A 14,171-nucleotide genomic window follows, 5' to 3' on the forward strand; every position below is an offset into this window, starting at 1 on the left:
CGTCCGGCTTTGGAGGACCCTTACGGTGAACGAACCGTTCCAGCGACCCAACAGCTATCACCAGCCGGACGCCCGTGGCCGGTTCGGTGAATTCGGCGGTCTCTATGTGCCCGAGACCCTGATGCCGCTCGTGCTGGAGCTGAACGAAGCGTGGCAAAGCGCCCGTAACGACGAAGCCTTCTGGGCCGAATATCATTCGCTGATGAAATTCTTCGTCGGCCGCCCGAGCCCGCTCTATTTCGCCGAGCGCCTGACCGGGCATTTCGGCGGCGCCAAGATCTATTTCAAACGCGAAGAGCTGAACCACACCGGCGCGCACAAGATCAACAACTGCATCGGCCAGATTTTGCTGGCCAAGCGCATGGGCCGCACGCGCATCATCGCCGAAACCGGCGCCGGCCAGCACGGCGTGGCGTCTGCCACCGTCTGCGCGCGCTTCGACCTGCCGTGCATCGTCTATATGGGCGCGCTCGACGTCGAGCGTCAAAAGCCGAACGTCTTCCGCATGAAGCTGCTCGGCACCGAGGTCGTGCCCGTGACCAACGGCAACGGCACGCTTAAGGACGCGATGAACGAAGCCCTGCGCGACTGGGTGACCAACGTCCACGACACCTATTACATGATCGGCACGGCCGCCGGCATGCACCCCTATCCGGAAATGGTGCGCGAATTCCAGACCGTCATCGGCAAGGAAACCCGCCAGCAGATTCTGGAACAGGAAGGCCGCCTGCCCGACGCCGTCATCGCCTGCGTCGGCGGCGGATCGAACGCCATCGGCATGTTCCACCCCTTCATCGACGACGACAGCGTCAAGATCGTCGGCGTCGAAGCCGCCGGCCACGGGCTGGACGTCTATAACGGCCATGCCGCGTCGCTGAACGGCGGCCGTCCGGGCGTGCTGCACGGCAACCGCACCTACCTGCTGCAGGACGACGACGGCCAGATCCTGGAAGGCCATTCGATCTCGGCCGGTCTCGACTATCCCGGCATCGGCCCCGAACACGCCTATCTGTTCGACACCGGCCGCGCCCGCTACGTCACCGCCACGGACGAAGAAGCCCTTGAGGCCTTCGCGCTCACCTCCAAGCTGGAAGGCATCATTCCGGCGCTGGAATCGTCGCACGCCATCGCGCGCGTCGGCGACCTGGCCAGGGAGGTCGGCAAGGGCGGCATCGTCGTGCTCAACCTGTCGGGCCGCGGCGACAAGGACATCTTCACCGTCGCCAAGGCGATGGGCGAAACCATGGGAGGCCTGTGATGGGCGTATCACGCATCGACGCGCGCTTCGCCGCGCTGAAGGCTGAGGGCAAGGCCGCCTTTGTCGCCTACATCATGGGCGGCGATCCGGATCTCGACACCTCGTTCGAAGTGCTGAAAGGTCTTCCGGCCGCCGGCGCCGACCTGATCGAGCTGGGCTTCCCCTTCTCCGATCCCATGGCCGAGGGTCCGACCATCCAGCGCGCCGCCGAACGCTCGCTGAAGGCCGGCACCAAGATCAAGGACATCTTCGAACTGGTGCGCCGTTTCCGTGAAATCGACCAGGACACGCCGATCATCCTGATGGGCTATATGAACCCGGTCGAGCAGCGCGGCTATGAGACCTGGGCGTCGCAGATGGCCGAGGCCGGCGCCGACGGCGTCATCGTCGTCGACTGCCCGCCGGAAGAAGCCGACGGCCTGACCGACGCTCTTGACGGCCAGGACCTGGCGCTGATCCGCCTGGCGACGCCGACCAGCGACGAGAAGCGCCTTGAAACGCTTGTCCGCCGCACGCGCGGCTTCATCTACTACGTGTCGGTGGCCGGCGTCACCGGCGTCAAGGAAGCCGATGCCGACGCCATTGCCGGTCCGGTCGCGCGCGTTCGTGAAAAGGGCGGCCTGCCGGTCGCCGTGGGCTTCGGAATCCGCACGCCCGAGCGCGCCGGGGCCGTCGCCAGGGTCGCCGACGCGGCCGTCGTCGGCTCGGCGCTGGTCGATGAAATCAAGAATTCTTTACCTGAAAAAGCGATGATCCCGGCAAAAGTGCTGGAAAAGGCCGAAAAATTGGCCCACGCTGTCCATTCGGCGCGATGAAGATCCGCAGGAGTAGCAAGATACATGGCCATGCCTGATTCGACAAAAGGCCCCAAGCTTCCCCCCGCCGCCAAATCCGCAGACCGCCGCGAGCGCGGTGGCTGGCTGTCCAAGATTGCCCCCGGTATCTCGAAACTGGTGAACCGCCGCGGCGATACGCCTGAAAACCTGTGGGTCAAGGACCCCGACACCGGCGACATGATCTATCGCCCGGACCTGGAAGCCGCCCAGTGGGTGACGCCGTCCGGCCGTCACATGCGCATCGGCCCGGCCCTGCGCCTGAAATTCACCTTCGACGACGGACAGTGGGAGGCGTTGCCGACCCCCGACGTGATCGAGGACCCTCTGAACTTCTCGGACGGCAAGCCCTATTCCCAGCGCCTGAAGGCCGCCCGCACGGCGACCGGCTCCAAGGATGTCATGACGATCGGGTACGGCAAGGTCCAGGGCGTCGATTGCATCGTCCTTGTGCAGGACTTCGCCTTCTGGGCCGGCACCCTGGGCACGGCCGCCGGTGAAGGCTTCATCGCCGCCGCCCGCGCCGCGATGGAACGCAAGTGCCCCATGGTCATCTTTACCGCCTCCGGCGGCGCCCGCATGCAGGAAGGCGCCCTGTCGCTGATGCAGATGGCGCGCACGACCCTGGCGATCGAGGAACTGAAGCGCGCACAGCTGCCCTATATCGTCGTGCTGACCGACCCGACCACGGGCGGCGTCACCGCCTCCTACGCCATGCTGGGCGACATCCACCTGGCCGAGCCGAACGCCCTGATCGGCTTCGCCGGCCAGCGCGTCATCGAAAACACCATCCGCGAAAAGTTGCCCGAAGGCTTCCAGCGTTCGGAATACCTGGTGGAAAAGGGCATGGTCGACCGCGTCGTCGCGCGGACCGAACTGCCGGAAGTGCTGGGCGCGCTGATGTCGATGCTGATGGGCGGACGGCGCCGGGCGGCGTGACGGCTTGCGTTACCGCCGCACTACCCCAAGGCCATAAAGACAGCATAATTGTCTCCTAACCCTTGATCGGGTATCCGCTGGAGTCCTCATGCGTCTGATTGCCATTTCGCTCCTTCTGCTGTTCGTATCGGGTCCGGCCATGGCCCAGTACGACACCGTGTCGTCGGCGCCCGCGCCGACAGGCACGGCCGAGGACGAATGGGGCAATACCCAGATCGTCGTTACCCACCACTATCCCGGACCGGCCATCTGGCGGGTGAAGAAGGGCAATTCCGAGGTCTATATCGTCGGCGGCCTGCCGGTGATGGAAAAGCGCCTGGACTGGGACCGTTCCCGCATCGGCAAGGTGCTCGACACCGCCAACGTGCTGCTGACCGGACCCAAGGCGAAGGGCGGGGTCATGGGTTTCGCCGCCTGGCAGATGAGCAAGGGCAACGGCTTCTTCAAAAGCCTCTATGACGTCCTGCCGTCCGACGTCGGCGGACATTTCTGGCGCACCGCCAAGAAGAACGGCCTGGATCCGAACGATTACGCCAAGGATTCCCCGGTCGTCGCCGTCATGAAGCTGCGCGAGGACATCTACGAAAAGCACGGCCTCAGCACCAACGACCCCGAAAAGATGCTGATCTTCCTGGCCCGCGACCGGCATACGCCGATGAAACCCATCGCGACCTATTCGGCGGCCAACCTGATCGGCAAGCTCAACGGCATGAGCAAGGACAACAAGTTCGAATGCGTCAGCGCGACGCTGAACGAGATCGACTTTGCCGTCGGCCATGCGCAGACGGCGTCGCGCGCCTGGGCGGTTGCCGATCTCAACACCGCACGCGCCAATTCGCCCAATTCGGCGACCCTGGCCTGCCTGGAAGGCGCCGGTTCGACGCGCGAAATGCTCGACCGCGCCACAGGCGATACGGTCCAGGCGATCAACGATGCCCTGGCCCGGCCCGGCAAGAGCGTCGTGGCCTTTCCCCTGAGCATCCTGCTGCGGCCCAACGGCGCGCTCGACCGCCTGCGCGCGCAGGGTCTCGAAGTCGCCGAACCCGAGTCCTAATCCGTGGACCCGAGTCGGCATTTGGCCTAAAGCACCGCCATGACCGATCGTCTTTTGCCCTTCGACGCGCCGCTGGAGCGGCTGAAAGCGCTGCATCCCAAGCGGATCGACCTCAATCTCGACCGCATATTGCGTGTGTGCGAGGCGCTGGACCGTCCGCAGGACAAGCTGCCGCCGGTCGTCCACGTCGCCGGCACCAACGGCAAGGGCTCGACCCTGGCCCTGCTGCGCGCCATGGCGGAGGCGCAAGGGTTACGCGTCCACGTCTATACCTCGCCGCACCTGGTGCGCTTCGCCGAGCGCATCCGGCTGGCGGGGAAACTCATTACCGACGGCTATCTCGGCGAGGTGCTGAATCGCGTCGAAGGCGCCAATGCCGGCGAGCCCCTTACCTTTTTCGAGTCGACCACCGCTGCCGCCTTCCTGGCTTTTGCCGAGACGCCGGCCGACCTGCTGCTGCTCGAAACGGGCCTGGGCGGCCTGCACGACGCCACCAATATCGTCATCCACCCGAAATTGACCGTCATCACGCCGATCGACTACGACCACCAGGCGTTTCTGGGCAATGAACTCAGCCAGATCGCCCGCGAAAAGGCCGGCATCTTCAAGCGCGGCACGCCGGCCATTTCCGCCCGCCAGGCCGACGAGGCGCGCGCGGCCCTGGAGCGCCAGGCGCTGAAACTGGGGGTCCAGCTCGACATCATGGGCGAAGGCTTCGACGCAAACACCGAGAACGGCCGGCTGGTCTTCCAGGACGAAGACGCCCTGCTCGATCTGTCGTTGCCGCGCCTGCCAGGCGAGCACCAGGTCGGCAATGCCGGCGTGGCCATCAAAGCCGCCCGCATGATCGGTCTCACACCCGAAGCCATCGACAAGGGTCTGCAGACCGCCGTGTGGCCCGGAAGGCTTCAGGCCATCAAGGCCGGGCCGCTGCACGCCGCACTAAAGGATTCCGCGTCGGAACTATGGCTCGACGGCGGGCACAATCCCCATGCCGCCGCAGCGCTCAGGCTTTTCATCGACAGTTTACAGGCGCGCGACGCGAAGCCGTTGACCGTGATCTGCGGGCTGATCAACACCAAGGATTCGGCCGAATTCTTCGCGGCGTTCGAAGGGCTAGACGCACACTTTCATTGCGTGCCGTTCTCGTCCGACGCCATGGTGCCGCCGGATGAGCTGGTCGCCGCCGCCAAAACAAAAGGACTCGACGCCGTCACGGCATCGAGTCCTTCGGATGTCATTGCGCATCTGCCTTCGGGGCCACAGCGCGTGTTGATCTGCGGGTCGCTTTACCTGGCCGGCGATGTGCTGGCGTTAAGCGAAGAGACCTGGCCGACTTAAGCGATGCTGTTCTCATCGAGCCATTCGAGAAGCTTCGCTTTCGGCATGGCGCCGACCTTCATCGACGTCATCTGGCCGTTCTTGAACAGCATCATGGTCGGGATGCCGCGCACGCCGAAACGCGACGGCGTCATCGGGGAATCCTCGATGTTCAACTTGGCGATCTTGACCTTCTCGCCCAGACCTTCGGCGACCTCTTCCAGGATCGGCGCGATCTGCTTACATGGGCCGCACCATTCGGCCCAGAAGTCGACCAGCACCGGCGTGTCGGACTTCAGCACGTCGCTTTCAAACGATTCATCGGTAATCTTGTGCGTAGGCATGATGGCCTTCCTTACTTCCGGCGATTCGAAATCGCGCCAAAAACGTTGCACCATACTTAGTAAGGTGTCAGTCAAAAATCAACGCGACGAAATTTCGGCGAGCCTGAGATTTACTAACGTCTCGCTTAAGGGGGTCAGCTTCGGCCCGTCGGTCCACAACAGCGCTGCCGAAACCTCACGGTCCGGATAGACCTGACGCAGAAGGCCGACATAGCCCGCCATCTGACGCTGGTAGGCTATCGCGGCATCTTCGGCGTGATCGGGCGCTGGCCGGTTCGACTTGTAATCGATGACCAGAACCCGGTCGGGCGTCACCACCAGCCGGTCGATCCGACCCGACAGCATGACGGCGGCGCCCGCCGCATTGGTCCCAACCTGCCCGGCCAGGGCGACTTCGGCGCGGGAATCCGGCCCGAAGGCCTCGGCGAAGCGCGTATCGTCCAGCACGGTCATGACCGCTGAGCGGATTTCATCGCGCTGATCGTCATTAAGATCGGACTGGCGCTCGAGATAGCGCCTGGCGATGGTTTCGCGGTTGTCCGGCCGGATGTCCGGCAGCATTTCGAACAGCTTATGGATCAGATTGCCGCGGCGATAGCGCCCAAGCCCGTTACGCGTCTCCAGCGGCGACGGCGACGGATCGCTTTCCGCCCGGTCTTCGTCGCCCATCTGCGAAATCGCCTGCCAGATTTCGGAGTCCATATCGGTCTTCACCGGCATCTGCGTCACGAAATCCGGCAGGACGACGCGCGCCGCTGCCAAGCGCGCTTCGGCCGCCATCACCGGCGGGCGTTCGCCAAAGGTGCGGATGACGGCGATTTCGCGCATGTCCATCTCGTCGAACGGCGCGGCCAGATCCATGGTCTCGGCGCCGGCGTCAAGCCGGTCGAAACCGGCATCGGCCATTTCGTACCAGCCGGGGAAAAGCCCTTTGGCCTGGGCGCGCTTGCCCGCAAAGCCACAGATGGTCAGGCGGTCGCGCGCCCGCGTCACGGCCACGTAGAAGAGGCGCAAGGCCTCCTGTTCCTCGCGCTGGGTGATACGGGCGCGGATGCGCGACACGGCCTCGACTTCGGCCTTCTTGCCGCCGGCGCTGAGGTAAAGTTCGCCGTCGCCCGAGGTCAAAAGCAGGTCGTCGCGGCGGCTTGAACGATGCTGCGGCCCGACCGGCAGGATGACCCACGGCGCTTCGAGGCCTTTCGAGCCGTGCACCGTCATGACGCGCACGCTGCGGCCGCCCTCTTCCTGCTCGCGCTTGATCTCGGTGGCGTGGAATTCGAACAGGTCAAGCGCCGCCGACAGGCCGATGGCCCCCGCACCCTCGCCTTTCAGCGCCAGTTGCAGGGTCTCATCCAGCACGTCCTCGCACTCGTCACCCAGGCGAGTGAGAAAGCGCTGCTTCAGGCTGCGTCCGCCGGCGTCGCGGCGATTGAGCACACGCGACAGGAAGTCGAAGGCTGTCAGGCGTTGCGAAGCCGTGATGGCCCAGCGCAGGAAGACGCGCGCGTCGGCGAAGGCGCCTTCGTCGCCGCCGATATTCCATAGCGCGTTCCATAGCGGCCCGGTGCGACCGTTGGCGAGCGTGAACAGCTCGTCTTCGCTGACGTCGCACATCGGACTGCGCAAGACGCAGGCCAGCGACAGGTCGTCGCGCGGTGTCAGGCAGAATCGCATCAGGGCGCGCAGGTCCTGGAAGGCGATGTGTTCGCCCAGCTTCAGCCGGTCGGCGCCCGACACCGCGACGCCTGCAATCTTGAGCTCGCGGATGACGTGCTCGAACAGCAGGTCGCGCTTGCGGACCAGGATCAGCACGTCACCGGCGTGCATCGGGCGCCGAGCCTTCGAGGTGCGGTCCCACACGGTACGGCCGGCGTCGATCTCGTGGCGGATGGTGACGGCGATCTGGCGCGCCAGGCGCTTTGCCGGATGGGCGCGGCCGGGTTCGTCGAGCGCGGCGACATCTTCTTCCTCATCGGCGTTGGCTTCGGGCGCATCGATCGGCAGCACGCGCGGCCACAGCTCGACGAAGCCGGGCGCTTCCGAGCGCTTCGGCTGGTGGACGACCGGGTCACCGGTGAAGTTAAGCGCCGTAGCCAGTTCGGGAGCATCGAACACGGCGTCGACAAAGCCGAGGATTTCCGGCAGCGACCGCCAGCTTTGCGTCAGCGACGGCGCGACGAAGGTCTGGCCGGCTTCGTTGACGCGGCGTTCGTAATAACGGCCCTGGTCGAGGAATTGCGCCGGGTCGGCGCCCTGGAAGCCATAGATCGACTGCTTCTCGTCACCGACGGCGAAGACGGTGCGCGGATCGACGCGCGATTGCCCCGCGCCGGCCAGGAATTCCTCGGTCAAAGGCCTGAGGATCGCCCACTGGTCGCCCGATGTGTCCTGAGCCTCGTCGACCAGGATGTGTTCGAGGCCGCCGTCGAGCTTGAACAAGACCCAGGCCGACATCAGGTGGCGGTCGAGCAGGGTGCGCGTGCGCGTAATCAGGTCCTGGAAGTCGAGCGCGCCGTCATTGCGCTTGGCCGTGGTGAACAGTTTGCTGAAGACGGCGAACAGGCGAAGCGCATCGAGCGTGTTCGAGGCGATATCGACGGCCTTCAGCCGATCGGCCAGGGCGACGACCTCGCGACTTAGGCGATCGAGCAGGATGGCGTCGGAGGGCGATGTTTCCTTGGCATAGGGGCTTTTGCGCAGCTCGCCCGCCTTGGTGAAGAAAACGGCCTTCAGACACTCGAAGTCGAGGACACCGTCGTCGCGCCAGCGCATGTGCAGATCGAGCAGCGCCCGACCGGCTTCCTGGTTGGTTTTCGTGCCGCCGGTACTGAGAGACCCGGCGAGGTCGGTGATGATCCGCCATTCGATGCGGTCGGCATAGGCCTCAAGGCATTCATGCGTTGTGCACGGGGCGTCGAGGCCGAGACTATTGAACAGGTGTCGCGGCCAGTCCTTGTGGCGCGACTGCAAAGCGTCGAACGCTTCGGCCAGGTCGTCGTGCTGGTAGACGAATTGCGCCAGCAGCTTTTCGAAGCCGGCAGCCTTGAGGCGCACGATCAGCCGAGCGCGCGCCGCCATGGTATGGGTGAGCGCGGGCAGGTCGAGCGTCAGAAGATCGGCGGATGCCCGTTCCGACAGCGCCTGCCCCCGGAAATCGTCAAGAATTTCAAAGGTGGGCGAAAGGCCGGCTTCGAGTGGAAACCGCCGCAACAGCCGTTCGCAAAAGGCGTGGATGGTCTGGATCTTCAGCCCGCCCGGCGTCTCCAGCGCCTTGGCGAACAGGGCGCGGGCGGTCGCCAGGTCGTGCGGATTCTCATCGATCGCCGCCAATTGCCGGGCCAGTTCGTCGTCTTCGGCGACGGCCCAATGGCCCAGCCGTTCGAACAGGCGTGCCTGCATTTCGGCGGCGGCCGCCTTGGTATAGGTGACGCACAGAATGTGTTCGGGCTTGGCGCCGCGCAGCAGCAGGCGCGCCACGCGGTTCACAAGCGTGGAGGTCTTGCCCGAGCCGGCATTGGCGGTCAGGAAGCACGAGGCGCGCGGGTCGGCGGCGACGTTCTGCGGATTTGCACTCAGGTCATCCATCGTGCGCTCCGTCGGTCTCGGGCTCGGCGGTTTCGTCGTCGCCCAGCACGTACCATTCGTACAGCCTGGCCAACTGGTCGTAGTCGCCGCCGCGATTCTTCAGGAACTGCGGCGCGGTCCACGACAGATAGGCCTTGTTCGGCGTGGCATAGGCTTCGAGGCGGCGGCGCAGGCTGGTGAGCGCGTTTTCGGCCAGGTCGTCGTTCGACGTCCCCTTTTCATGAACATAGCGTTCGGACACGTCGTCGGGCGCGACGCGGACATAGAGCAGGTCGCCGACCGACTTGCCCCGGATTCCCTCGAAACCGCCGTGGCGCAGGATCGCACCGGTCAGGGTCAGCTGCGGATAGAAGCCCGCCAGCACCTGTTTCAACGACGCCGGATAGCCGGTCTTGAAATCGAGGATATCGACGTGGCCGTCGCGCACTTCCAGCCGGTCGGACTTGGCGATCAGGGCGAATTCGCGGCCCGCGACCGGAAACCGGATCTCGCCCCGGCTTTCGATGATCAGGCGCGGCTTGCCGTCACGGCGGCGCGCTTCGAATTCGACAAAGGCCTCGGCCATGTGCGGGATCAACGGCCTTTGCAGGGCGATGTCGGCGGCCGACATATGCGTGCCCTTGAGCTCATATTCCAGTAGGCTGTTGAGCGTCTCGACGCCGGCGCGGCCGAGCGGCGCGTTTTCCGTGACGAAGCGTTCCAGGCTCTTGTGGATGGCCGTGCCGCGCTGGCGCGCCTCGACCGGCTCGTTCGGGCGATCGAGCGGCCGCACCTTCAGAATCCGCCGGGCATAGATGGCGTAGGGGTCGCGGACGAAGACCTCGACCTCTGTGACCGACAGGCTGTCGGGGCGGACATCGACCGGCGGGCGCGGCTCGGGGCGTCTGGCGGGTTTCAAGGTCGCAGGTTTTTCGGACAAGCCGCAGTCGAGGGCACGCGCCCAATCGAGCACTTCGGGCCGCGTCGGCAGGGATTTGACGCCGGCGCCTTCGCACAGGGTCTTCAGCCGCCACAGCCAGCGCGATTGGACCTGCGGCTCGCCCTCTCGGCGGCGGCGCGTGATCAGATAGACTTCGGGCGCGGCCGCCGTCTGGACGAAGTCGTGCGCCGACAGGCCGGTGCGGCGTTCGGGTGTCGGTAATCCAAGCGTCCGTCGCATGGGGCGCGACAGGAAGGGATCGTTTTCGGGCGTTGGCGGCCACACGCCTTCTTCCAGCCCCGCCAGGATGATGCGGTCGGCCTTGATCAGACGGGCCTCGATGGCGCCCAGGACCTGGAGGCGCGGATGGTTGTTGCCGCCGGTGCGCACCTTGGTCTGCTGCAGGATAGCGTTCAGGATCTCGGCGAATTCGCGCGGGCTGTCGATGGCATAGCCGCTGGCTTCGCGCATCAGTTCGGCCAGCAGTTCCGAGGCCGACGCCCCCGCCGCGCCCGCCCACAGGGCGTCGGCGTTGCCGGAAAGGCTTTGCGCCACGATCGAAAACAGGGTCAAGGACGCGCCGAGATCCACAAAGGGCTGGTAGATCATCGGGCGGATGGCGTCGACATATTCGCGCCACTGGGCGATCGCGTCTTCGCTGACGCGTTCGTCGGCATGCAGGGTTGCGGTGATCGTACCGAGATCGTTCGGCCGCGCCCCGCGCAAGGCGCTGCGCTCGATGTCGGCCATGGCCGGGATGTCGTAAAAACGGCAGAGCGGATTGCGCCACAGGCTGAGCAGCAGCACCGGGTCGTGCGGTTCCAGCACCAGGCCCAACAGGTCGTGCAGGAAGCGCCCGGTCAGGCTGGTCAACAGGGGATCGCCCGCCGAGGAGTCGGCGATGAGACCCCATCGCGTCAGCCGCGCCGACACGCGCCGCGACAGGCCAAGGTCCGGCGTCACCAGGGCCACGGTCTTGTCGGGCGTTTCGAGGGCTTCGCGCATCAGCAAGGCCACCACTGACGCGGCTTCCTCATCGCGCGCCGTGTCGATCTCATACAGACCTTCCAGCCCGTCCTCGACCGTCGTCGGCCCTTCCTGCTTGAGAATCGCGATCTGGCTGCGCCAGTCGCGCGTCGCTTCGGCCGGACGCAGGGCTTCGTTGAGCAAGCGGCGGCGCGCCTCGGCCTTGCGGTTGCTGTCGAGCGACACCGGCCAGACCTTGACGATATCGCGCGTCACATTGTGGCGGTCGAGCAGGCGTTTCAGCGTGTTCTGCGGGTGCGAGTCCTCGATCTGGATCCAGGCATTGTCGGCCAGCGACAGGTCGAGCCCGGGCAGCAGGACCGCGCCCATCGGCGCGTTGGCGACGATCTGCACCAGATCGGCGGTCGACGGCGCCGAACCCGTGGTGCCGGCCATGATCAGCGGCGCCGCCGGCGGGTGCTCGCGCCATTGATCGACAAGACGGCGGATCAGGGCGACCTGGCGCTGCGACGGGTCCATGGCGCCCAATACCTTCAGCCGTTCGGGCCATGCGCTGACGGCGATGCGCAGGAACTGCGCCGAAATCTGCCAATGCTCGGCCCAGCCTTCGAGATTGTACTGCGCGTCGCCCTCACCCAGCACCAGGCGGTCGAGCTTGTCCGAGGCGTCGATCTCTTCCAGGGCCAGGGAATCGAAAAAGGCTGCCAGGCTGTCGGCGAGGTCGAGCGCAAGCTTACCGCGCGCGTCTGAAATGCCTTCGTAACGCTCGGTGATCAGCCGGGCCAGTTCGAAGCGCCGCCTGACGCTCGACAGGGCGGGCGGCAGATCGAGCGCCAGGGCGTCGAGATCGAAGGGCGGCTCGCCTTCGTCGAGGTCGCCGATGGCGCGAACCTGCGGCAACAGCATGGGCCGGCCGCGCGCCTGCTGCGAAAAGGCGCGGGCCATGGCGCGCGCACCGCGCCGGGTCGGTGTCAATATGGTGGCGTCGGGCAGGCGGTCGCCGAGCGACTGACACAGGCCGAGCGCAAGATCGTCAAGGAAGCAGCGGCCGGCGGGAACGGTGTACCAGCGCGGGCCGGGTCGGGAAAAAATGTCGTCGACCCTCCTCATTTTTTGGCGCTCATCCTCTCAGGCGCGCTTCGGCCACGTCGCGGGCGTGCGGGTCGCCGACGTGCATCCAGTCGCCGTCCATGACCACTCCCGTTAAGCGGTTTTGCGGCGCCAGCTGCCGCCAGATTTTCGACAGCGAAAAGGCCGCATCGGCCACGCCGTCGACGATCGACGGCCGCGTAATGTGCACGCCCATATAGTTGAAGGGGGCGGACGGCGCGTCGTTGCGGAAGGCGAGATGGCGGGCGTCATCGATAAAGAAATCGCCGGCGCCGTCGAAGCCGGTCGTGCGGTCCATCGGCGCCAGCAGCAGGGCCGCGTCCATGGTGTCCGGATTCCACGCCGCGGCGAGGTCACGTACGGCCTTCCCGCTTTCGGGTTCGATCCACACGCTGTCGGTATTGGCGATCCAGATCGGGTCTTCGCCCAGCAGGGGCCGCGCCTTCTTCAAGCCGCCGCCGGTTTCCAGAAGCGCGTCACGTTCGTCCGAGACGACGATATCAAGGTCGGTGCGGGTCTTCAGATGGGCTTCCAGCGTGTCGGCGAAATAGTGGACATTGACGACAAAACGTTTCGCTCCGCCTTCCGCCAGGCGATCGAGCATATGGTCGATCAGCGTACGGCCACCGACCTCGACCAGGGCTTTCGGCCGGTCGTCGGTCAGGGGACGCATCCGGGTGCCGAGACCCGCGGCCAGGACAAAGGCGGTTGTCGGAGTGGTCATAAGGAAATCAGCTTGTTACCGAAGCCGTTCTTGATGAACCAGTTATGGAGGCCTTCCATGCCCGGCGCCTTGAGATTGCGGCCGAGATGGTGCCACATGCGCGGCATGAAGGCTTCGTAGCGCGGCTTTTTGTAGTGGACGACCAGACGGGCGAAGATGCCGAGGATACGCGCCTCATTGAGCGTCGCCAGCGCCGTGTAATCGCGCATGAAGGCGTCGCGGTCGGTATCCGGGCGCAGGCTGAAATAGTGGTCGAGCGCCGCCCGCTCGATCTCGGGCGAGACATCGCGGCGCGCGTCCTGCAAGAGCGAGTGCAGGTCCCAGCTGGGGTGGCCGCGCAGACAGTCCTGGAAGTCGATCATGCCGACGCGCGCCACGCCGACGCGGCCGGGCAGCCACAGCAGGTTTTCGGCGTGGTAGTCGCGGTGGATGAAGACGCTGGCACCGGCTTCCGCGCGCTGACGCAGCGGTTCCCACAGGCTTTCCCATTCCAGAAGGGCCTCTTCGCTCAACGGAAATTCCGGATCGAAGCGTGGATACCATTCGACGAACAGGTCGGCGCCGGTCTTCAGCGCCAGATTGTCGTAGGTGAGCAGCGGCCAGCCGCCCGGCAGTTCTTCCGGCGGCGCCAGGGCGTGGAGCCGCGCCAGGGCCTCGACGGCCGAAAGATAGAGCGGCAAAGGTTCTTCGCCGTCCTCGATCAGGCGCGCGAACAAGCCGTCGCCCAGGTCTTCGCTGACCAGCAGGCCGTTGCTCGCATCGAGATCGAAGACTTCGGGCGCCGACAAGCCCTGGCCGCGCATATAGCGCGCGGCGCCGACAAAAGCGTCGATACGGCCGGCGGCCAGGCGCGCCATGGCGTTATAACCCGACGCCTTGCGTTCGGCTTCGGTCTCCCCGGCGCGGCAAGGCTGGGTTTCGAGCGCCGGCGGCTGGTCCATCAGCATGAAGGTCTTGCCGTCGCGCACCAGGCGCTCATAGCGGCGCGTCGAGGCGTCGCCGGGCAAGGGATGGCGCTCGGCGTCGGCAAAGCCGGCCTCGGTCAGAAAACGGACCTTCACCGACTCCCGGGTGTCGGCCACAGTATTGGCAGTCATA

At 65.6% G+C, this 14,171-nt stretch carries 10 protein-coding genes; 5 read left to right on the forward strand and 5 right to left on the reverse strand.

Annotation, left to right across the window (positions count from 1 at the left end; translation table 11 throughout):
* Positions 1-25: 25 nt before the first annotated feature.
* From trpB to AB8717_RS19145, 5 genes are all read left to right on the forward strand, one after another.
* Positions 26-1,258 (forward strand): tryptophan synthase subunit beta, encoded by a 1,233-nt coding sequence (gene trpB, locus AB8717_RS19125; RefSeq protein WP_443748913.1) that lies wholly within the window; start codon positions 26-28, stop codon positions 1,256-1,258.
* Positions 1,258-2,073, forward strand: coding sequence for a tryptophan synthase subunit alpha (gene trpA / locus AB8717_RS19130; RefSeq protein ID WP_443748914.1), 816 nt, complete (start codon positions 1,258-1,260; stop codon positions 2,071-2,073). The genes trpB and trpA overlap by 1 nt, the downstream gene beginning before the upstream one ends.
* Positions 2,074-2,097: 24 nt before the next feature.
* Positions 2,098-3,030: an acetyl-CoA carboxylase carboxyltransferase subunit beta gene (locus AB8717_RS19135; protein WP_443748915.1), complete on the forward strand. Its 933-nt coding sequence runs from the start codon at positions 2,098-2,100 to the stop codon at positions 3,028-3,030.
* A gap of 88 nt (positions 3,031-3,118) precedes the next feature.
* Positions 3,119-4,084, forward strand: a complete 966-nt coding sequence (locus AB8717_RS19140; protein WP_443748916.1) for a TraB/GumN family protein — start codon at positions 3,119-3,121, stop codon at positions 4,082-4,084.
* A 39-nt stretch (positions 4,085-4,123) separates the two neighbouring features.
* The gene (locus tag AB8717_RS19145) at positions 4,124-5,425 is read left to right on the forward strand and encodes a bifunctional folylpolyglutamate synthase/dihydrofolate synthase (RefSeq protein WP_443748917.1); all 1,302 of its coding nucleotides are present in this window, start codon (positions 4,124-4,126) and stop codon (positions 5,423-5,425) included.
* On the opposite strand, the gene trxA is transcribed toward AB8717_RS19145, so the two are convergent.
* The 5 genes from trxA to amgK form a co-directional block, all read right to left on the reverse strand.
* Entirely contained in the window at positions 5,422-5,748 is a 327-nt protein-coding gene (trxA, locus tag AB8717_RS19150; protein WP_443748918.1) for a thioredoxin, read from the reverse strand. The genes AB8717_RS19145 and trxA overlap by 4 nt on opposite strands.
* Before the next feature lie 78 nt (positions 5,749-5,826).
* Positions 5,827-9,333, reverse strand: coding sequence for a double-strand break repair helicase AddA (gene addA, locus AB8717_RS19155; protein WP_443748919.1), 3,507 nt, complete (start codon positions 9,331-9,333; stop codon positions 5,827-5,829).
* A complete protein-coding gene (addB, locus tag AB8717_RS19160) occupies positions 9,326-12,349 on the reverse strand; it encodes a double-strand break repair protein AddB (protein ID WP_443748920.1) in 3,024 nt (1,007 codons plus the stop codon). Before addB ends, addA begins: the two co-directional genes overlap by 8 nt.
* Positions 12,350-12,359: 10 nt before the next feature.
* A complete protein-coding gene (gene murU, locus AB8717_RS19165) occupies positions 12,360-13,073 on the reverse strand; it encodes an N-acetylmuramate alpha-1-phosphate uridylyltransferase MurU (RefSeq protein ID WP_443748921.1) in 714 nt (237 codons plus the stop codon).
* Positions 13,070-14,170: an N-acetylmuramate/N-acetylglucosamine kinase AmgK gene (amgK, locus tag AB8717_RS19170; protein WP_443748922.1), complete on the reverse strand. Its 1,101-nt coding sequence runs from the start codon at positions 14,168-14,170 to the stop codon at positions 13,070-13,072. Before amgK ends, murU begins: the two co-directional genes overlap by 4 nt.
* Between the last annotated feature and the right edge of the window lies 1 nt (position 14,171).

Source organism: Asticcacaulis solisilvae, from assembly GCF_052327315.1.
GTDB lineage: Bacteria > Pseudomonadota > Alphaproteobacteria > Caulobacterales > Caulobacteraceae > Asticcacaulis > Asticcacaulis solisilvae_B.